At 64.0% G+C, this 23,007-nt stretch carries 6 protein-coding genes; 4 read left to right on the top strand and 2 right to left on the bottom strand.

Annotation, left to right across the window (positions count from 1 at the left end; genetic code table 11):
* Entirely contained in the window at positions 1 to 1,272 is a 1,272-nt protein-coding gene (gene pvdN, locus AC07OJ_RS01820) for a pyoverdine-tailoring periplasmic protein PvdN (protein WP_495093772.1), read from the top strand.
* A gap of 34 nt (positions 1,273 to 1,306) precedes the next feature.
* Positions 1,307 to 2,179, top strand: coding sequence for a dihydropyoverdine dehydrogenase (gene pvdO, locus AC07OJ_RS01815; RefSeq protein ID WP_213550854.1), 873 nt, complete (start codon positions 1,307 to 1,309; stop codon positions 2,177 to 2,179).
* Between the two features lie 487 nt (positions 2,180 to 2,666).
* Here the strand turns inward: pvdO and AC07OJ_RS01810 are convergent, their stop codons facing one another.
* Positions 2,667 to 3,497, bottom strand: a complete 831-nt coding sequence (locus AC07OJ_RS01810; RefSeq protein WP_106804291.1) for a formyl transferase — start codon at positions 3,495 to 3,497, stop codon at positions 2,667 to 2,669.
* Between the two features lie 199 nt (positions 3,498 to 3,696).
* Between AC07OJ_RS01810 and AC07OJ_RS01805 the strand changes: the two genes are divergently transcribed.
* Entirely contained in the window at positions 3,697 to 5,349 is a 1,653-nt protein-coding gene (locus AC07OJ_RS01805; RefSeq protein WP_065910356.1) for a cyclic peptide export ABC transporter, read from the top strand.
* Between the two features lie 99 nt (positions 5,350 to 5,448).
* Positions 5,449 to 7,890, top strand: coding sequence for a TonB-dependent siderophore receptor (locus AC07OJ_RS01800; RefSeq protein ID WP_213550857.1), 2,442 nt, complete (start codon positions 5,449 to 5,451; stop codon positions 7,888 to 7,890).
* A gap of 153 nt (positions 7,891 to 8,043) precedes the next feature.
* On the opposite strand, the gene AC07OJ_RS01795 is transcribed toward AC07OJ_RS01800, so the two are convergent.
* Positions 8,044 to 23,004: a non-ribosomal peptide synthase/polyketide synthase gene (locus AC07OJ_RS01795; protein ID WP_495093771.1), complete on the bottom strand. Its 14,961-nt coding sequence runs from the start codon at positions 23,002 to 23,004 to the stop codon at positions 8,044 to 8,046.
* Positions 23,005 to 23,007 lie beyond the last annotated feature (3 nt).

The raw sequence follows: 23,007 nt of genomic DNA, 5'->3' as shown, positions 1-23,007 counted from the left end.
ATGACCGACCGCCGTACTTTTCTCAAGCAGGCCGGTGTTTTCGCCGCGAGCCTGCCGCTGGGCACCGCCCTGCTCCCCCAGGCAATGGCTGCCGACAGCACGAACGACCCATGGACGGGATTCAAGCAACTGTTCAACCAGGACCCGAGCTACCTGCACTTTTCCAACTTCCTCGTGGCCTCGCACCCCAGGCCGGTGCGCGAGGCCATTGAACGTTACCGCGCACAGATCGACCGCAACCCGGGCCTGGCGATGGACTGGGACCTGCAGGAGACCTGGAAGCGCGAAGGCCAGGTCCGCGAATGGGCCGGCCGCTACCTGAAGGCCACGCCCGCGCAGATCGCCCTCACCGGCAGCACCTCCGAAGGCCTGGCGATGATCTATGGCGGGATCAAGGTGCGCGCCGACCAGGAGATCCTGACCACGGTGCACGAGCATTACGCCACCGAGTTCAGCCTGGATTTCCGGGTACGCAAGGAGCAGACCCAGGTCCGCAAGATTCGCCTGTTCGACGATGCCCACCGGGTGTCCGCCGATGAAGTGCTGGGCAATATCCAACGCAATATCCGCCCCAACACCCGCGTGCTCGGCATGACCTGGGTACAGTCCGGCAGCGGCGTGAAGCTGCCCATCGGCGAGATCGGCAAGCTGGTCGAGGAACACAACCGCGAGCGCGATGACAAGGACCGTATCCTCTATATCGTCGACGGTGTGCATGGTTTTGGCGTGGAGAACCTCGATTTCCCGGACATGCACTGCGACTTCTTCATCGCCGGCACCCACAAGTGGATGTTCGGGCCGCGCGGCACCGGCCTGGTGTGCGCCCGCGACCCCGAGAACAAGTACGTGACGCCGATGGTGCCGACCTTCTCCGAGGACAAGGACTTCGCCACCATCATGACCCCTGGTGGCTTCCACGCCTTCGAGCATCGCTGGGCGGCGGACGAGGCCTTCAAGCTGCACTTGCAACTGGGCAAGGCACAGGTGCAGGCGCGCATCCATGCGCTGAACAGCGAATTGAAAGATCAACTGCTAACGCACCCGAAGATCGAACTGGTTACCCCACGCAGCCCCGAGCTGTCGGCCGGCTTTACCTTCTTCCGGGTCAAGGGCCAGGACAGTGATGCCGTGGCGGCCTACATGATGAAAAACCGTGTGGTCATCGACGCGGTGGACCGTGATGTCGGTCCGGTGATCCGTACCTCCCCGGGCCTGCTCAATTCCAGCGAAGAGATCCAGCGCTTCATGACCCTGCTGAACCAGCGGGCGTGAGGCCCGCCCTTTTTCCTTTGAACGAGATGCCCACATGAATCCATCCCGACTCAAGCCCCTGGGCGCCCTGGCGCTCACCGCCCTGTGCGCCGCGCTGCTGCCCAATCTGGTCCAGGCCGCCACGCCGCAACCCGGCAAAGTATTCAAGGACTGCAAGGACTGCCCGGAAATGGTGGTGCTGCCCGCCGGCACCTTCACCATGGGCACGCCGGAAGATGAAGTCGGCCGCGAGCCGGATGAAGGCCCGATGCACGACGTGACCTTCGCCAAGCCCTTCGCCATGAGCCGCTTCCATATCACCGCCGGCGAATGGGACAGCTATATCCGCCAGACCGGCGTGAAGATCGCCGATGGCGACACCCGCCCCGGCCGCGAATGTATCGCCAGCAAGCCACGCTACCCGCAGGGCCCGCGCCAGCCGGCGGTGTGCATGGACATGGACGACATCAAGCACTACGTGGCCTGGCTATCGAAAAAGACTGGCCATCAATACCACATGGTCAGCGAAGCCCAGCGTGAATACGCTGCCCGCGCCGGCTCCACCGGGCCCTTCCCCTTCCCGTTCGATGAAGGCAAGGGCTACAGCATTGCCGAGCACGCCAACACCTACGGCCCGGCAGATGGCTACAGCTATTCTTCGCCGGTGGGCAGCTACCCGCCGAATGCATTCGGCATGTACGACATGCACGGCAACGTGTACGAACGGGTTGCCGACTGCGAGCACCCCAACTACATCGGCGCGCCGACCGATGGCAGTGCATGGATGGAGCCGAACTGCGAGGGTTATCAGATTCGCGGCAATGACTGGGGCGAGGCACCAGTGTTCTCGCGCTCGGGCAACCGCAACAACATTTTCCCGCAGACGCGCGGAGACTGGATCGGTTTTCGGGTAGTGCGCGATCTCTGACAACACAGGCGATCCCGTGTGGGAGCGGGCTTGCCCGCGAAGGCGGTGGATCAGCCACCCTCTTCAGCGACTGACACACCGCTTTCGCGGGCAAGCCCGCTCCCACAGTTTTGATCGCTGTTTGGGCTGGGATTCGGGGTGCTGCACGGCATTTGAGCTGAAGGCACAACTCGGCTCCAACCTTGAAATACACCCCAAATGTGGGAGCGGGCTTGCTCGCGAAGACGGTAGATCAGCCACCCTCTTCAGCGACTGACACACCGCTTTCGCGAGCAAGCCCGCTCCCACAGTTTTGATCGGTGTTTGGGCTGACGGCCGAGGTGCTGCACTGGCATTGGTGGGCGGCAAACCCCATTCCAGCCTTGGAATACATGTCAAATGTGGGAGCGGGCTTGCCCGCGAAGGCGGTAGATCAGCCACCCTCTTCAGCGACTGACACACCGCCTTTGCGAGCAAGCCCGCTCCCACAGTTGGCGCCGTGTTCGCTTTAGATACCCTTCTGCGCCAACAACTCCAACCCTTCATGCAACGCCGGGAACAGGCTGTTGTTGAAGTTGTTCCAGCGCAGTTCGAGGATGGTGTCGTCCGGCGCAATCTCGGTCTTGAGCACGTCGTGGAACACTTCGCCGGAGTCGATGCCATTGTCCACGTAGTGGAACGACGCGCCCGTCAGGTACAGCGGCTCGGACGGGGTGGTGGCCTTGGTGACCCAGTCCGTGACAGTCAACCCACGTGCGCCGTACAGCGCATTCCAGGTGGCGTAGGCGCCACGGCGCTCGTACGGCGACTCGATGCGGGTAATCCCCGGATGAATGTTCATGATCCGACGCGCAAACGGCGCACCCGGGCGCACCAGTTCATCGAGGATCACCAGCAGCCCATCGAGCACCACGATATCGGCCTTGAGCTCCACCAGGGTGTCATGCAGGCGGCGTTCGAAATCCTGCTTGCCGGCGATGTGTTCCGCACTGCCGCGTGGCAGGCGGCGGTAGGTGGACGGCACGCTCAGCAGCAAATCATTGACCAGGCGCCCCTGCACCCGCAGGTCGGCCGGGTACAGCCACTGGCGGCCCGGCTGGTAGGCAAAGCCGTAGTCGCTGACCAGCTGCTGGTCACGCGGGTTCTGCTCGTCATCGTCATACACCACGCCTACCAGGTTGTAGGCCTCGCCCAGCGGCGTGTCGTTGAGCGACCCCACCAGAAACTCCAGCACCGACTTCATGTAGCGCTCATGGTCCTTGTAGGCCACAGGCTGCCCGGCCTTGTCGGCGGCGGCATTGCGCAGGGACCACACGTACACCAGATTCTTTTTCGTCATTGTTTCGCTCTCGCTGGATAGATCAGGCACGCGCCCATACGCGTGCGCCTACCCAACAAGAACGAACCAGGCGCCGGGCAATTTATCCGCCGCCGTCACCGCCGGGCACGCCGAGCTAAATAGTCGCGCCAATCCTTCGTTTGTCATGGGTAAGGGTCTGTGTGCCCAGCCCCCTCTATTCACTTTCCGGGAAGTACTTATGACCGACCCCAAGCGCGGCGCCTTCAAGGGTTTGCTCGCATTGCTCAGGCCTTTTCGCACCATCGTGACGGTCTCCGTCGCCCTGGGCATGGCCGGCGGCCTGGCCATCACGTTGCTGCTGGCGACCATCAATAACGCCCTGCACTCCGCCACCGGCATGACGCACGGGGTGATTCTGACGTTTGCCGCGCTGTGCCTGCTGGCGCTGACCAGCTCGATTGTCTCGGATATCGGCACCAACTACGTCGGCCAACGCATCATTGCCGCGCTGCGCAAGGACCTCGGCGAGAAGGTGCTGTCGGCGCCCATCGAGCAGATCGAACAGTACCGCTCCCACCGGCTGATTCCGGTATTGACCCATGACGTCGACACCATCAGCGATTTTTCCTTCGCCTTCACCCCGCTGGCCATCGCGACCACCGTGACCCTGGGCTGCCTGGGCTACCTGGCGTACCTGTCGGTGCCGATGTTCCTGATGATGGTCGTGGCAATCATCATCGGCAGCAGCGTGCAATTCATCGCCGGCGCCAAGGGCATCCGTGGCTTCGACGAAGCCCGCGACCAGGAAGACGAACTGCAACGCTACTATTCGGCGATCGCCTCGGGTGCCAAGGAGCTGCGCATCCACCGGCCACGGCGCTACCGCATGAACACCCACCGCATCCAGGAGACCGCCGACCGCATCAGCGATATTCAGGTGCGCTCGGTGAACATTTATATCGTCGCCAAGACCTTTGGCTCGATGCTGTTCTTCGTGGTCATCGGCCTGGCCCTGGCGATGCAGGCCTACAACCCCAACCCGGACCCTGCGGTGATCACCGGCTTCGTGCTGGTGCTGCTGTACATGAAAGGCCCGCTGGAACATGTGGTGGGTTACCTGCCGATCATCGGCAAGGCGCGCATTGCGTTTGCGCGGATCACCGAACTGTCCGAGCGCTTCTCGTCCCCCGAGCCCCACTTGTTGATGGACGGCAGCGAAGCCCCGACTCCGGTGGTCAACAGCCTTGAGCTGCGCGGCGTGACCTACAGCCCGCCGCCGGTGGAAGGTAGCCAGCCGTTTCACCTGGGGCCGATCAACCTGAGCATCAAGCAGGGCGATATCGTGTTTATCGTCGGCGAGAACGGCTGCGGCAAGACCACCCTGATCAAGCTGCTGCTCGGCCTCTACCAGCCCCAGGCCGGCGAAATCCGCCTGAACGGCGAAACGCTAACCGCTGCAGCACGCGACGACTACCGCCAGTTGTTCACCACGGTATTCGCCGACTACTACCTGTTCGATGACCTGGTCCAGGGCAGCGCCACCCAGTCGCTGGACAGTGCCGCCAAATACCTGGAACGCCTGGAAATCGCGCACAAGGTCAGCGTCAAGGACGGCGTGTTCAGCACCACCGACCTCTCCACCGGCCAGCGCAAGCGCCTGGCACTGGTGAATGCCTGGCTGGAAGAACGCCCGGTACTGGTGTTCGACGAATGGGCCGCGGACCAGGACCCGGCCTTCCGCCGCGTGTTCTACACCGAGCTGCTGCCGGACCTCAAGCGCCTGGGCAAGACCATCATCGTGATCAGCCATGACGATCGTTATTTCGATATCGCCGATCAGTTGGTGCGCTTGAGCGCAGGGAAAGTCGTGGCAGAACTGGAGCCCGCATAAATTTTTCCGGTTTATGCGAGTGGGAACGTCTCATATGCAGCAATGAGAATTAACCGCATTAACCACCTATCTGCCAACACTTAAAAAGAGAAACACACCATGCCCGTACGGCTTGCCCTCAGCCCATTGAGCACCGCACTTTCCATGCGGCGGGCTTTGAAATTCAACGTTCTGCCCAACGCCCTGGCGCTGGCGATCAGCCTGCCCGTCGCAGGTTATGTGCAGGCGGAAGAATTCGAATTGAACATTCCGGCGCAACCACTGAGTACTGCGCTGCAGGTGTTCGGTCAACAGACCAACCTGCAAATCCTGTACAGCCCGGAAACCGTGCAGAACAAACACAGCACGGCGGTCAGCGGCAAAATGGACCCGGTACGGGCAATCGAGCGCCTCCTGGGGGGGACAGGCGTGAGTTACAGCCTGCAAGGCAGCTCGATGATCATCAACGCGCCAAGCTCGGGCACCGGCGCCGTGGAGCTGGGGGCCACCCAGATCAACGCCAACCAGCTCGGCACCATCACTGAGGACAGCGGCTCCTATACGCCGGGCACCATCGCCACTGCCACCAAGATGGTACTGACACCACGGGAAACGCCCCAGTCGATTTCCGTGGTCACCCGCCAGACCATGGACGACTTCGGCCTCAACGGCATTGACGACGTGATGCGTCACACGCCGGGCATCACCGTGTCGACCTTCGACAGCGAGCGCACCAACTACTACGCACGCGGATTCCCGATCCAGAACTTCCAGTACGACGGCGTGCCGACCACGCGCAACGACGGCTACTCGGCCGGCCAGACCCTCAGCGACATGGCGATCTACGACCGCGTCGAAGTGCTCAAGGGGACTACCGGCCTGATGACCGGCGCAGGCGGCCCTGGCGGTACCATCAACCTGGTGCGCAAGAAACCCACTGCCGAGTTCAAGGGCCATGTCAGCCTGGGTGCCGGCTCGTGGGACAACTACCGCTCGGAGCTGGACGTCAGCGGCCCGCTGACCGACAGCGGCAACGTGCGCGGGCGCGCCGTGGCGGTGCATCAGGACCGGCATTCGTTCATGGACCACTATGAACGCAAGACGGATGTCTACTACGGCATCCTCGAATTCGACCTGACGCCCGACACCCTGCTGACCGTCGGCGCCGACTACCAGAACAACGACCCGAAAGGCTCCAGCTGGTCGGGCAGCCGTTCGCTGTTCGATGGCAACGGTAACGAGATCAGCTTCAACCGCGGCTACAACAACGGCCCGAAATGGAGCAGCTGGGGGCAATACAGCCGCAGTGTATTCGCCACCCTGGAACACGCCCTGGATAACGGCTGGATCGCCAAGGCCAACTACAGCAACCAGCTCAATGGCTACAACGCGCCGCTGGGTTACGCATCGCCCCTACCGAATTCCAGCGACCGGGCGTCGGTCTATGCCTCCAAGTACACCGGCAAGACCATCAGCAACAACGGTGATTTCTACCTCTCCGGGCCGTTCAGCCTGGGTGGACGGGAGCATCAACTGGTCGTCGGTTCCTCGGTCTCGCGCTCGCACTGGCAAGGCAACGACTATTTCGGCTACGAAGCAACGTACAGGGACGGCAATAATTTCCCGCTCTATGAGTGGGACGGTGACAGCCTCGAACCGCAATGGGGCCCGGCCCACGAGAAAGACGACATTACCCGCCAGGCGGCCGTCTACTTCTCGACTCGCCTGAGCCTCACCGACGACCTGTCGCTGTTGCTCGGTTCGCGCCTGGCCGACTACCGGCTGACCGGCACCAACGACTCGCGGGAAACCGGCAAGGTCATCCCTTATGCCGGCATGGTGTACGACCTCAACAAGAATTTCTCGGTGTACGCAAGCTACACCTCGATCTTCATGCCGCAGATGCTGCGGCCCGACCGCAACAACAAAATGGTCGAGCCTGATGAGGGCGAGAACTACGAGCTGGGTCTGAAGGGCGAGTTCTATGACGGCCGCTTGAACGCCAGCCTCGCCTACTTCGAGATTCATGAATCGAATCGGGCCGAGGAAGACACCGAGTACAACAACAATATGCCGGCCAACTCGCCCGTCGAGTGGGCCTACATGGGCATCAAGGCCAAGACCAAGGGTTATGAAGCCGAGATCTCCGGCGAATTGGCGCCAGGCTGGCAGGTGCAGGCGGGCTACACCCACAAGGTGATCCGCGATGACGACGGCAAGAAATTCTCCACCTTTGAGCCTCAGGACCAGTTGAACTTCTATACCAGCTACAAGCTGACCGGCGCCCTCGACAAGCTGACCCTCGGCGGCGGCGCGCGCTGGCAGGGTGAGGTCTGGCAGGATGTCTACAACCGCGGCAAGGATGTGACCCAGCGGTTTTCCCAAGACCCGTACTGGCTGGTGGACGCGATGGCGCGCTACCAGATCAGCAAAAACCTCTCGGCCACGATCAACGTCAACAACGTGTTCGACAAACGCTATTACACCAACATCGGGTTCTACACCTCGTCTTACTCCGGCGACCCCCGCAACGTGATGCTGTCGACCCGCTGGGACTTCTGACCCCCGCCTAGGCAATCCCCCAACACCCTGTGCAGTCACCCTGCACAGGGTGTTTTTTTTGGCGAGTGGTTCGTGTTGGCTGCCGTTGCCGCCCGCACATCAAAAAGCCCCAGCGCACATCACGTGGGCTGGGGCTGTCTGGTCAGGCGACGGTTACTCCATGGCGGCTACAAAGCTGCGTACGAACCCGGCGTTGTCAATGATGCGCTCATGGTCCACCTCGATGACCTCCGAGCGCACCACACACGCCGCGCCGATCACCCGCTGCATGCTCGCCTCAATCAATGCCTTGTGTTGGCCAGCACGGCTCTTGGCCGCCCACCAGCAACTGACCGGCGCCTTGAGCGGCTTGAAGTCCGCCTGTTCCATGCGCTTGAACAACGCACGGTCGACCTCCCAGGAGACCTGTGCCTCATTGCCGCCCAACAGTTCCTGCTTGATGTCCTGGAACGCTTGGCCCAGGGAGGCCTCGGCCCATTCGACGAAGCCTGCCCATTGCTGGTCTTCAGCGGTGTGGGTGGCCTGCAAGCCTTCCCAAGCGCGGTGGATCGCCTCTGCAGAGGCCGGGAACATCACGCCGAGTAATGCCACGCGTCGTTCGTTGTCCGAGATCTCGCTGTCATCGCTGACGACTGCCGCGTCCCAGTACTGCGTGAGCCAGCGCGGTGGCGAGGAGTCGATCCAACCGACAAACTCCACCTGCCGACCCGCCTGCTCCAGGCCATGGGCCACTTCGACCGCCAGGTTGCCGCCCAATGACCAGCCACCCAGACGGAAGGCGCCTTCGGGTTGAGCCTCCAGCAACTGTGCGGTGTAGTCCTCGATCATCGCGGCCCAGGACGGCACTTGCGCGCCCTCCTCGGCCAATGCACGGCAGATCACACCGACCACCGGCCGCTGATCGCGCAGCGCCAGGGCAATGGCCTTGTAGCAATGCACTGAACCGTAGCTGGGGTGGAACAGGTAGAGCGGCGTGCCCTCGGTGCGGCTGTTGAGCGGCACCAGCAGCGACCGGCGCGCAGTGCCTTCCAGGCAAGCAACCTGGGCACGCACGGTCGGGTTGAGCATCAACTGACTGACCGAAAGGCCGATGCCGCTGGCCTTGCGAATCCGCTCCTTGAGCATCAAGACCAACAGCGAGTGGCCGCCAAGTTCGAAGAAGTTGTCATGGACACCCACCTGCTCGACGCCGAGCACCTCTCGCCAGAGGTGCGCGACCGTGTGCTCCAACGCGGTCTGCGGCGCTTCAAAACGCTGGCTTGCCTGTGTGTCCGGCTTCGGCAGGGCCTTGCGGTCCAACTTGCCGTTGGGGCTCAGGGGCATCTGTTCCAGCACCAGCCACTGCGCCGGCACCATGTAGTCCGGCAAATGAACGGCCAGGTGTGCACTGAGGATTTCACGCCAGTGTTCACCCTGCTCCTGCAAGACCAGGTAACCGACCAGGTGCTTGGCGTCTACCGCCAGCACCGCTGCCTCACGCACCGAGGCGTGCTCCAGCAGCCGCGCTTCGATTTCGCCAAGCTCGATGCGCAAGCCGCGCAGCTTGACCTGATGGTCGATGCGCCCGGCGTATTCGATCACCCCATCAGGGCGATAGCGGGCCAGGTCGCCGGTACGGTACAGGCGCTCACCCGCGATGAACGGATGAGCGATAAAGCGCTCGGCAGTCAAGCCCGGGCGACGGTGATAACCCCGCGCCAGGCCAACGCCGCCGAGGAACAGTTCGCCGAGTACGCCGGCCGGGACCGGCTCGAAGTTGTCGTCGAGGATGTAGCAGCCGAGGTTGGCAATCGGCTTGCCGATAGGCACCGCGTCGCGACCTTCCTCGACGCACGTCCAGTGAGTCACGTCGATGGCGGCTTCAGTCGGGCCGTACAAGTTGTAGAGCCCGGCATGAGGCAGCTTGGCGAAGACTTGCTGCTGCGCATCGACGGGCAACGCCTCGCCACTGCAGACAATACGCTGCAGGCTGGTGCAGGACGCCACGTTGGCATCCTGCAGGAACGCTTGCAGCATCGACGGTACGAAATGCAGGGTGGTGACCTGCTCGGCGTTGATCAGGCTGACCAGCCTGGCCGGATCACGATGATCACCTGGCGCCGCGACCACCAGGCGTGCGCCGGTCATCAGTGGCCAGAAGAACTCCCACACCGACACGTCAAAACTGAACGGGGTTTTCTGCAACACGGTATCGCCGGCATCCAGCGCGTAAGCCTCCTGCATCCAGCACAGGCGGTTGGTCAGCGCCACATGACGGTTGCCGGCGCCCTTGGGCTGGCCGGTGGAGCCTGACGTGTAGATCACGTAGGCGAGGTTTTCGCCGTCCAGCACGATCCCGGGGTTGGCGTCGCTGTAGTCTTCGAACCCGGCGTCACCCAATATCAGCGTTTCCAGGCCTTGAGGGACCGGCAACTGCTCACGCAGATGGGCTTGGGTCAACAGCAGTTTCACCCCGCTGTCTTCGAGCATATAGGCCAGGCGCTCACGCGGGTATTCCGGGTCGAGCGGCACATAGGCGCCACCGGCCTTGAGCACCGCGAGCAAGCCGACGACCATCTCGACGGAACGCTCCAGCGCCAGGCCGACCAGTACGTCCGGGCCCACGCCGGCTTCCAGCAAACGATGGGCCAGGCGGTTGGCGCGTCGGTTCAACTCGGCGTAACTCAGGCGCTGCGCCCCATAGGCCAGGGCCGGAGCCTGCGGTGTCAGCGCGACCTGGTCCTCGATCAACTGATGCACCGTGCGTTGCAACGGGTACTCGCGCGCCGTCGCATTCCAATCCTCGACGATCAACGTGCGCTGCGCGTCCGGCAGCGATGGCAGGTCCGCCAGGCGCTGCACCTGCGGCAGGGTCAGGGCCTGCAACAGCTGCTGGAAGTGCTCGGCCAGGTGGACGATCGCCTGTGCGTCGAACGCGGCGCGGTCGTAGTTGAACTCCACGGCCAGGCTGTCGCCCATGGCCAGCAACACGGTCAAGGGGTAATGGGTCTGCTCCAGGCTGTCCATCGCGCCGAAGCGCAAGCCGGCTGGGGAGCCCTGCTCCAGCGCTGCAGACACTGGGTAGTTCTCGAACACCAGGATGCTGTCGAACAACGCTTCACCACCGAGGCCCGCCCAACGCTGGATATCGAAGAGTGGCGTGTGTTCTTGTTCGCGCAGGCGCAGGTTTTGCGTCTGCACAGTCTGCAACCAGGTCTCCACGCTCAACTGCGGGCTGGGCGTCGCCACCACCGGCAGCGTGTTGATGAACAGGCCGACCTGCTGCTCAATCCCCGGCAACTCGGCCGGACGTCCGGCCACCGTCGCACCAAATGCCACGGTGTCGAGGCCGGTGTGGCGTTGCAAGAGCAGCAGCCAGGCGCTTTGCACCAGGGTATTGAGGGTAACTTTGTGGCGTTGGGCAAACGCCTTGAGCTGCTCGGTCGCCGCCGGTGCGAGTACCGACCGGTGAACCCCGTTGACCTGGGCCAGGTCTTGCTCGCGCTGGATCCCGCGCGACAGCCGCGTCGGCTCCTGCAGCCCCGCCAATTGGGCCTTCCAGAAGGTTTCGCTGATGACCGGATCCTGCGCCTGCAGCCAGGCGATGTAGTCGCGATAGCGCCCGTTCGGTGCACGCAGCGACTCGCCGGCATACTGCTGCATGACTTCGCCAAACAGCTGCGAGGCGCTCCAGCCATCCATCAGGATGTGGTGATTGGTGTAGATAAGATGGTGACTGTCGGCACCAGTGCGTACCACCACCAGGCTCAGCAGAGGCGCCTGCTCCAGCACAAAACCTTCGGTGCGCGCGGATTCGGCCAACGCATCGAGCGCCTCGGCGCGGTCCGGGCGGTGCTGCCAATCGTGCTCGATCAACGGCACTTGTACCGTCTTGTAGACCACCTGCAACGGCTGCTCCAGCTCGGTCTGCCAGAGGAACGCCGTACGCAGGATGTCATGGTGTTCCAGGGCCACCTGCCAGGCCGCCGCGAACCGTGCAACCTCCAGCCCTTGCACGTCGACGCGCAACTGGTTGATGTAGTCGCCGGAGCCCTGGCCATACAACGATTGAAACAGCATGCCTTGCTGCATAGGCGACAACGGGTAAATGTCCTCGACGCGACTCAACGGCAGCGCCAAGCCATCCAACTGCGCCTGGCTCAAGTGCGCCAAGGGGAAGTCCGACGGCGTCGCGCCGCTGTTTTCGGGCTGGCAGCAATGCTCGATCACCGCCTTGAGCTCAGCGGCATAGTCGTCGGCCAACTGCTGGATGCTCGCCGGGTCGAACATTTCCTGGCTGAAACTCCAGCTCAGGTTCAACTCGCCGCCATACACCTGGCCGTTGATTTCCAACCAGTTGCCCAGCGACGCTTCGGGGCTTTGATCGGCCCCGGCCGCATCACCGGAAGGCGTGAACAGGCCCTGCTCGTCACTGCTTTCGAAGCTGGCATCGAACTGGCCGAGGTAGTTGAAGGTGATGCGTGGCTGCGGCAGGTGCGCCAGGGCTTCACGCACTTGCGGCGGCCCCAGGTAACGCAAGGCGCCAAAGCCAATACCCTTGTCGGGAATGCCGCGCAGCTGCTCCTTGATGCCTTTCACCGAGCCCGCCAGGGTCAGCGCCGGGGTCAGTTTCACCGGGTAGAGACTGGTGAACCAGCCGACGGTGCGGGTCAGGTCGATGTCTTCGAACAGGTCTTCGCGGCCATGTCCTTCGAGGCGGATCAGGGTCGAGGCGTGACCGGTCCAGCGTCCGACCACACGGGCCAGCGCGGTCAACAGCAGGTCGTTGATCTGCGTGCGATAGGCCGCCGGTGCGTCCTGCAACAGCCGACGGGTGTGCGTGGCATCCAGGTGCGTGGTCGCACTGGCGGCATGCCGGTTGCTCAGGCTGGCACCCGGCTGGGCGCCCGGCAGATCGGCCTCGACGCCATGCAGTTGGGTCTGCCACCACGCCAGTTCTTGCGTCAGCGCGTCACCTTGAGCGTATTGCTGCAGACGTTGCGCCCAGTCGCGGGTCGAGCTGGTCTTGGCCGGCAATGCCACCGGGACGCCACGGTCAACCTGGCGGTAGGCGGTTTGCAGGTCTTCCAGCAGAATCCGCCATGACACGCCGTCCACCACCAGGTGGTGGATGACCAGCAACAGGCGCTGCGAGCCATCGTCCAGCTCGACCAGCACTGCGCGCATCAACGGGCCTTGGCCAAGATCCAGGCTGCGCTGGGCTTCTTCGCCGAGCGCCGCCAGCTCGTCAACACCGCGCAGTGCGGTTTGCCACAGCACGGCATCGGCCTGATGCTGCTCGGCGCCGCGATACACACCCTGCCAGCCATCAGCGCCTGCGAGGAACTGCGAGCGCAAGGCATCGTGATGCACGAGCAATGCCTGCAGGGCCTGGGTCAAGGTTACCGCGTCGAGACGCGCATGGGGTTGCAGCACCACCGACTGGTTCCAGTGATGACGTTCGGCAATGTCGTCGGCGAAGAAGGCCTGCTGGATCGGCAACAGCAGCGTCTCGCCGCTCAATGCAGCCTGGCTGATCGTCAGCCCTTCGACACCCTGGCGCGCGACACCGGCCAGGCTCTGTACAGTCTGGTGCTGGAACAGGTCCTTGGGCGTGAAGCGGATACCGGCCTGACGCGCACGGCTGACCACCTGGATCGAGATGATCGAGTCGCCACCCAGCTCGAAGAAGTTGTCGTTCAGGCCCACTTGCGGCAGGCGCAGCACATCCGCCCAGATCGTCGCGAGTTGCTGCTCCAACTCACTCTGCGGTGCCACATAGGCTTGTTGCAGCAGGCTCGCATCCGGTTGCGGCAGGCCCTTGCGATCGAGCTTGCCGTTGGGGGTCAGCGGCATCTGCGCGAGGAACATGAAGTAGGTCGGCACCATGTAGTCCGGCAGGCGGGTTTTCAGCGCGCGACGCAGGCTTTCACGGAATTCGGTTTCATTTGTCGGCTGTGTGTCGGCCGGCACCACATAAGCCACCAGCTGTTTGCCGGTCGGGCCTTCCTGGGCCACCACCACGGTTTCGCCGACATTGTCCTGCTCACGCAGGCGCGCTTCGATTTCACCCAGTTCGATGCGGAAGCCACGGATTTTCACCTGATGGTCGACGCGACCGAGGTAGTCCACCACGCCATCCGGCCGCCCGCGGGTCAGGTCGCCGCTACGATACACGCGGCTGCCCGGCTTGCCGAAGGGGTCCGGCACGAAGCGCTCGGCGGTCAGTGCTGGACGCTCCAGGTAACCGCGCGCCACGCCCTCCCCGCCCAGGTACAGCTCGCCAGCAACACCGACCGGTTGCAAGTTGAGCTGCGCGTCGAGCACGTAGCCGCTGCGATTGCCCAGCAAGGTGCCAATCGGTGCATAGACCGCGCCGCACGGGTCGCCTTTGCGTGCTTTCCACAGCAGTGGCGTAACCACCGTTTCCGTCGGGCCATAGCCGTTGAACAGGTAGGTCGGCTTGAGCGCACGCCAGGCCAGGTCGTAGCTGGCCTGCGCCACGGCGTCACCGCCGAAGCAGTACACACGCACCGCCGGTGGATTACCGTCGCGCTCGGCATGTTCGGCCAGTTGCTGCAGGTACACCGGCGGGAACACGGCCATGGTCACGTTGTGACGGTGCATCTGTTCGTAGGTGTACTCGGGCAGCCACAGGCTGTCATCGCGGATCAGCACGCTCGCGCCGTTGATCAACGGGTGCATCCAGCCTTCGTGGGAGCCGTCGAAGGCGAACGACATGAAGTGCAGTTCGCAATCGGCCGGCGAGGTTTCATAACGTTCGCCGGTGGCGATGATATGCGCCACCAACGGGCCGTGGGACACCGCCACGCCCTTGGGCATGCCGGTGGAGCCGGAGGTGTAGATCACGTAGGCGAGGTTGTCACCGTCCAGCATCACCTGCGGTGCAACATCGCTGCAGCCGCTCCACGCTTCGGTACGGTCGATGGCCAGCGTGTCGAGCCCGTCGGCCAGCGGCAATTGCTGCTGCACCGCCGTATGAGTCAGCAGCAATTTGGCGCGGCTGTCCTGCATCATGTACAGCAGGCGGTCACGGGGGTATTCCACGTCCAGCGGCACATACACGCCGCCGGCTTTCATTACCGCGAGGAACGCCACCATGATCTCGGCACTGCGCGGCATGGCGATGGCCACGCGCACTTCCGGACCGACACCACGGGCGATCAGCGCATGGGCCAGGCGGTTGGCCTGGCGATCCAGCTCGCCGTAGGTCAGGGTCTGTGCATCGAACTTGACCGCCACCGCCGCAGGATTTTCCCGCGCACGCTCGGCGACCAACTCGTGCACCAGGCGCTGGGCCGAGAAGCCGGAACCCGTGCGGTCCCACAGTTGCAGGATCTGTTGGCGCTCATCCGGGTCGAGCAGGTTCAACTGGCCGATACTCTGCTGTTGATCCTCGACCATCCCTTGCAACAGGTTCTGCCAGTGGCGCGCCATGCGCTCGATGGTCGAGGCATTGAACAGATCGGTGGCGTAACCCAGGGTCGCCCAAAGACTGTCGGTGCCCTCGTGCACATCCAGGTCGAGGTCGAAATGGGCCGTGTGACTTTCCCACTCCAGCCCTTCGACGCGCAGTGTCGATAATTGATGTTCGCTGCCGCCCAGGCGTGCTTCGGTCTGGTGGTTGAACATCACCTGGAACAGCGGGTTGAGGCTCAGGCTGCGTTCGGGCTGCAACGCCTCCACCAACTGTTCGAACGGCAGGTCCTGGTGATCCTGGGCCTCCAGCGCCCGCTGGCGCGCCTGCTGCAACAGCTGCGTGACCGTAGTCTGCTCATCGATATCGGCCTTGAGCACCTGGGTGTTGACGAAGAAGCCGATCAGCCGCTCGGTTTCGACCCGGTTGCGGTTGGCAATCGGCACACCGACGCGCACGTCTTCCTGGCCGCTGTAGCGGTGCATCAGCGCCTGGAACGAGGCCAGCAACAGCATGAACACGGTCACGCCTTCGCGTTGCGCCAGGCCCTTGAGGTCCGCGACCAGTGCGCACGGCAATTGCACAAACAGACGCGCACCGCGATGGCTTTGCTCGGCTGGGCGCTGATGGTCGAACGGCAGTTCCAATACCGGTTGCTCGCCGCCCAGCAAACCTTGCCAGTAGGCCAACTGCCGGGCTTTTTCACCCGCGTCCATCCATTCGCGCTGCCACCGGGCGTAATCCGCGTACTGGATCGGCAAGGCCGGCAGTTGCAGTGCCTGGCCCTGGCTGTAGGCGCTGTACAACTGCACCAGCTCATCGACCATGATCTGCATCGACCAACCGTCGGAGACGATATGGTGCTGCACCAGCACCAACACATGCTCGTTCTCACTCAGGCGCAGCAAGCGGGTCCTGAGCAACGGGCCGGCGAGCAAGTCGAACGGGCGGGCTATTTCAGCTTCCACCTGGGCCTTGAGACTGGCCTCATCGGTTTGCACCACGGTGATCTCAACCCTGGCCTGCGGCGCAATCACCTGCAGCGTTTGCGCATCGTCCTGCTGCAAATGCGTGCGCAGGCTGGCATGGCGCGCCACCAGGCTATCGAAGCTGCGTTGCAGCGCGTCGAGGTCCAATTGGCCCTTGAGGCGCAAGGCACTGGGCACATGGTAGGCGGCGCTGTCGGGGTCCAGCAGCCACAGGAACCACTGGCGCTCCTGGGCGTAGGACAACACCAGCGGCAGCTCTCGGGACGCCGGCACCAGCGCTGGCGCGGTCGAACCGCCCCGCTTGCCCTCGGTATGCAGGGCTGCGACAAAGCCGTCCAGGCGCGGTTGCTCGAACAGTACCCGCAGCGGCAACTCGATCCCCAGGTTATGCCGCAGGCGCGACGCCACTTGCATGGCCAGCAACGAATGGCCGCCTCGTTCGAAGAAGTGGTCGGTAAGGCCAATGCGCTCGGCACCGAGGATATCCGCCCAGATTGCCGCGACCTGCTGCTCCAGCACGGTGACCGGCGCCACCCAATGCGGCGTCGCGTGGCTTGCCTCCGGGCGCGGCAAGGCCTGGCGGTCGAGCTTGCCGTTGGGGCTCAGTGGCAGGGCCTGCAGGAACATGAAATGCGCCGGCACCATGTAGTCCGGCAGTTCATCGCGCAATGCGCTGCGAATCTGCTCACGCAGCGCATCCTGCCCGGACGCCGCCTGCGACGTGACCACGTAGGCGATGAGCTGCTGGTCGGCCGCAATCACCAAGGCTTCGCGCACGCCCTCCTGTGCCAGCAGGCGGGACTCGATCTCGCCGAGTTCGATACGGAAGCCACGCACCTTGACCTGATGGTCGATGCGCCCGATGTACTCGATCACACCATCGGCACGATAACGCGCCAGGTCACCGGTGCGGTACAGGCGGCCGCCACCTGCGGGGTCGAAAGGGTCGGGAATAAAGCGCTCGGCGCTCAAGGCGGCGCGATTGAAATACCCGCGCGCCAGCAGCGGTCCGCCAATCACCAGCTCACCGGCCACGCCCACGGGCACCGGGTTGAGGCTGGCATCCAGCAGATAGATGGCGCGCCCCTCAAGCACACGACCAATCGGCATCATTTGCGTCACGGCTTCGCTGCCATCCACATAGCCTGCGCAATCCAGGGCCGTGACCGTGACGGTCGCCTCGGTAGGACCGTAGGTGTTGAGCAGGCGGACATGGCCCAGCCCGGCCTCGCGCCACGACGCCAGCCCTTCCGGCGGCATGGCCTCGCCCCCCGCATGCACCTGGCGCAGACGTGCGTAATCACGTACGCCACGCTCGGCAAAGTCACGGGCGATCAGGTGCCAATACGCGGTGGTCAGGTCGACCACCGAAATCTCATGTTCGATCAGTTGCGTGTAGAAGGTGTCGCTGTCCCACAGCTCGCCGCCCCGCACCACCACGCCAGCGCCGCAGCACAGCGCCGGGTAGAGTTGCTCGACGAAGCCGTCGAAGTTGAACGTACCGAACTGCAGTACACGGTCGGCGGCAGTCAGGTCGAACACATCGATAAACACCTCGACGTGCCGCGCCAGGGAGGCCTGGTCAATCCCGACGCCCTTGGGCCGCCCGGTCGAACCGGAGGTGAACATCAGGTAGGCCAGGTTGGAGGCGAACGCACGCGCCGGTGGATTGCTCGACGGGTACTCGGCCAGCCATTCCGGATCGGACTCCAGGCAGATCAACGTGAGGTCCGCGGTGATCGGCAAGCGCTCGAGCAAGGGCTGCTGGGTCAGCAACAGCTGCAAGCCGCTGTCTTCGATCATGCATTGCAGACGATCGCGTGGGTATTGCGGGTCCAACGGCACATAGGCGCCACCGGCCTTGAGCACGGCCAACAGCGCGACGATCATTTCCAGCGAGCGGTCCACGGCCACGCCGACCAGGCTGTCGGCGCCCACGCCCTGCTCGATCAGCCGGTGCGCCAGGCGATTGGCGCGCCGGTTGAGGTCGGCGTAATCCATGCGCCGTTGATCCATGATCAACGCGACCGCCTCAGGCCGGCTGGCCACCTGCCGCTCGAATTTGCTCAATACGCTGCCGTGGGCGGCCCGCGCCGGTTGCGGCGGGTTCCACTCATAAAGCATCTGCGCCTGTTCGCTGCTGCCCAGGATCGGCAGGTCGGCGACACACTGTCGGGCAGCGCCAGCCACGCTCTTGAGCAGGTTCTGCCAGTGCCCGGCGAAGCGCTGCAAGGTGCTCGCGTCGAACAACGCGGTGGCGTAGGTCAGCGAGGCCAACAGGCCATCGGCGGACTCCTCGGTGTCCAGGCTCAGGTCGAAATGGGCGGTGTGGCTGTCCCATTCCAGCCCCTGCACCTGCAGGCCCGGCACGTGTTGCCCGGCGCGATTGGCCTGGGCATCCGACTGGTGGTTGAACATCACCTGGAACAGCGGGTTGTGGCTCAGGCTGCGCTCGGGTTGCAGGGCCTCGACCAATTGCTCGAACGGCAGGTCCTGGTGGTCTTGCGCGCCCAGCGCCTGTTCCTTGACCTGTTGCAACAGCTGGGCAAAGGTCATGTGCCCGTCGATCTCGGCCCTGAGCACCTGGGTGTTGACGAAGAAGCCGATCAGTTGCTCGGTTTCCAGGCGGTTGCGGTTGGCGATAGGCACACCGACACGGATATCTCCCTGGCCGGTGTAGCGGTACAACAAGGCCTGGAAAGACGCGAGCAGCACCATGAACATCGTCACGCCTTCGCGCTGTGCCAGGGCGCGCAGGCCCTCGACCACGCCGGGCTCGACACGCAGGTCCAGGCGCGCACCGTCATAGCGCTGCAAGGCCGGGCGCGGACGATCCAGCGGCAACTCCAGCACCGGCTGCACATCGCCCAGGCGGGCACGCCAGTAGGCCAGCTGGCGTTGTTTCTCGCCCGCCTCCATCCAGCTGCGCTGCCATTGCGCGTAGTCGGCGTATTGAATCGGCAGTGCCGGCAGCCGCGGGTCGAGGCCCTGGCTGTAACCGGCGTAGAGACTCACCAGCTCATCGACCATGACCTGCATCGACCAGGCATCCGACACAATGTGATGCTGCACCAGCACCAGCACATGTTCGCGCTCGCTCAGTTGCAGCAGGGTGATACGCAGCAACGGGCCGGCCTGCAGGTCGAAGGGCCGGGCGATTTCTGTCTCTACCAGCCTTTGCAATTCAGCGGCGGTGGCCGAACCCAGGCGCCGGTGCTCGATAACCGGGCTGGTTTGTTCGAGCACACGTTGAACGGTCTGCTGCACATCGGCGAAAAACACTGTGCGCAGCGTTTCATGGCGCTGCACCAGTGTATCGAAAGCCCGTTGCAAGGCCCCGTGGTCGAGTGTGCCCAGCAGGCGCAGCGCGGCGGGAATGTGATAGGCCGCGCTGTCGGGTTCCAACTGCCAGAGGAACCACTGGCGCTCCTGGGCATACGACAACGGCAACGGCCGTTCACGATCGGCCCACGGGATCTGCGCCACCTCGTCGCCCGCCTCCCCCAGCCCACGCACGAAGGCGCCCAGCACCGGTTGTTCGAACAGGCTTTTGAGCGCCACCTCGATCCCCAGCGCCTGGCGGACACGCGACACCACGCGGGTCGCCAGCAGCGAGTGCCCACCGAGTTCGAAGAAGTGGTCTTCCAGGCCCACCTGCGGCGTGCCCAATACGTCCGCCCAGATGGCCGCGACCTGGCTCTCGCGCTCGCTGACCGGCGCCACATAGCGTTTTTGCAGCAGGCTGGCGTCCGGTTTCGGCAGCGCCTTGCGGTCCAGCTTGCCATTGGGTGTCAGCGGCAGGCGCAACAGGAATTGCATATGTGCCGGAACCATGTAGTCCGGCAGTACCTCACGCAGCGCGACCTTGCACCGCTCGCGCAACGCGCCTTGATCGGCCTCAGGCGTCGGGGTGTCGGTCACCAGGTAGGCCAGCAACTGGTCGTTCTCGGCTACCACAACCGCTTCGCGAATGCGGCTCTGCTCGCGCAGGCACGCCTCAATCTCGCCCAGCTCGATCCGGAAACCGCGCACCTTGACCTGATGATCGACGCGGCCGATGTACTCGACCACGCCATCCGCGCGATAGCGCGCCAGGTCGCCGGTGCGATACAGGCGTTCGCCGTTGCCGGCAAAGGGGTTGGGCACGAAGCGCTCGGCAGTCATCGCCGCCCGACCGTGGTAACCACGGGCCAGGCCGACCCCGCCGATCAACAGTTCGCCGGCAGCGCCGACCGGGCACGGAGTGAGGTCGGCGTTGAGAATGAACAAGGCAGTATTGGCGATTGGTCGACCGACAAACGGCAGCGGCTCGACCAGCTTATGGGCGGCCGACCAGATGGTGGTTTCGGTCGGGCCGTACAGGTTCCACACCGTACCCTGCTGGGCCAGCATGCGCTCGGCCAGGTCGGCCGGCAGCGCCTCGCCGCCGCACAGGCACTTGACCCCGTGCAGCAAGGTGCGGCGCTCGCTGTCCAGGAGCATGCGCCAGGTTGATGGCGTGGCCTGCACCACGTTGATTGCCTCGCGCTGCACCCGGTCGAGGATCGCCTCGGGGTCCAGCGACACGTCCTTGTCGGCCAGCACCACGGTCGCGCCTACTGCCAGCGGCACGTAGAGTTCCAGGGCAAAGATGTCGAACGAGAACGTGGTCAACGACAACAGGCGCGCGTCGGCGCCGATGGCCAGGGTCTCCGCCATGCCGTGGGTGAAACTGCTCAGCGCGCCATGGCGCACCATCACGCCCTTGGGCTTGCCGGTGGAGCCGGAGGTGTAAATCACATACGCCAGGTGCTCGCCGGTCAGCTCGACGTCAGGGTTGGCGTGGCTGTAGCGCGCGTCTTCCTGCGCGTCCATGAACAGCACGTGCTGGCCGGCGGCCAGCGGCAGCCGCGTGTGCAGTTCGCCAGCGGTCAGCAACACGCGGGCACGGCTGTCTTCGAGCATGAACGCCAGGCGGTCGGCCGGGAACTGTGGATCGAGCGGTACGTAGGCGCCGCCGGCCTTGAGGGTGGCGAGCAATGCCAGCACCATCTCGACCGAACGGTCCAGCGCCACCGCCACCAGCACGTCAGGGCCCACACCCGCTGCGCGCAGGCGATGGGCCAGGCCATTGGCGCGCCGGTTCAACTCGCCGTAGCTGAGCGCCTGGCCGTTGCACACCAGTGCCGTGGCATCAGGCCGCGCCTGGGCCTGGGCTTCCAGCAGGCGGTGCACGCCCATGTCGTGGGCGAAGGTTTTGTGCGTGTGGTTCCAGCCGTGTACCAGTTGCTGCCACTGGTCATCGTCCAGCAACGGCAGCTCGCCGACACGGCCACTGCAATCCTTGGCCACCGCTTGCAGCAACCGGTGCCAATGGGCGAGGAAACGCTCAAGGCTCGGCGCGTCGAACAGGTCGGTGGCGTAGGTCAGCGAGGCCTGGATGCCGTCGGCCGATTCCTGGGTGTCGAGGTTGAGGTCGAATTGCGCGGTCTTGCTGTCCCACTCCAACCCTTGCACCTGCAGGCCCGTGACGCTGCCACCACCGCGCTGGCTATCGGTCTGGTGATTGAACATCACCTGGAACAACGGGTTGTAGCTCAGGCTGCGTTCCGGCTGCAGGGCTTCCACCAACTGCTCGAACGGCAAGTCCTGATGGGCCTGGGCGTCGACGGCGCGCTGCCGGGTTTGCTGCAGCAGGTCGCGAAAGGTCATCTGGCCGTCGATATCGGCCTTGAGGATTTGCGTGTTGACGAAAAAGCCGATCAGGCGCTCGGTTTCCACCCGATTGCGGTTGGCCACCGGCACGCCGATGCGGATGTCGTTCTGGCCGGTATAGCGATGCAGCACTGCCTGGAACGATGCCAGCAACAGCATGAACAGGGTCACCCCTTCGCGCTGTGCCAGGGTCTTGAGACCCGCGACCAGCGAGGCTTCCAGCGTCAGGTCGAGGCGCGCGCCCCGGTAGCTCTGCACCGCCGGCCGTGGGCGGTCCATGGGCATTTCCAGCACCGGCTGTTCACCGCCGAGCAGGCCTTGCCAATAGCCCAATTGACGCTCGCGCTCGCCGGCTTCCATCCAGCTGCGTTGCCACAGCGCGTAGTCGGCATACTGGATCGGCAAGGCCGGCAGTTGCGGGTCGTGGCCCTGCACGTGGGCGGCGTACAACTGCACCAGTTCGTCGACCATCACCTGCATCGACCAGCCATCGGAGACGATGTGATGCTGCACCAGCACCAGCACGTGTTCCTGCGGCGCCAGGCGCAGCAGCTTGACCCGCAACAGCGGGCCTTGCTGCAAATCGAACGGCTGGTCGATCTCGGCCTCGACCAGCGCCTTGAGTTCTGACTCCTGGGCATCGACCAGCGCAATGTCGACCCGCACCTGGTCGGCGATGACCTGCAAGGCGCTGTCGCCGTCCTCCTGCAAATGCGTGCGCAGGCTCTCATGGCGCTTGACCAGCGCGTCAAAGCTGCGCTGCAACGCGGCCACGTCGAGGTGGCCGGTCAGGCGCAACGCCCGGGGTACGTGATAGGCGGTGCTCTGCGGCTCCAGCTGCCACAGAAACCACTGCCGCTCCTGCGCATAAGAGAGTCGAAGCGGCTCGCCTTCCTGGCGCTTGAAAACCGGGGCAATCTCAAACAGGTTGATGCCTTGCTGCTTGAGCATTACCGCCAACGCTTTCTTCTGTTGCGCAGAAAGTGAACCTACCGACTCGATTAATGCTTGCACGCC

The sequence above is a fragment of the Pseudomonas sp. GW821-FHT09C08 genome, assembly GCF_059418125.1.
This window is presented reverse-complemented; position numbering and strand designations above follow the sequence as displayed.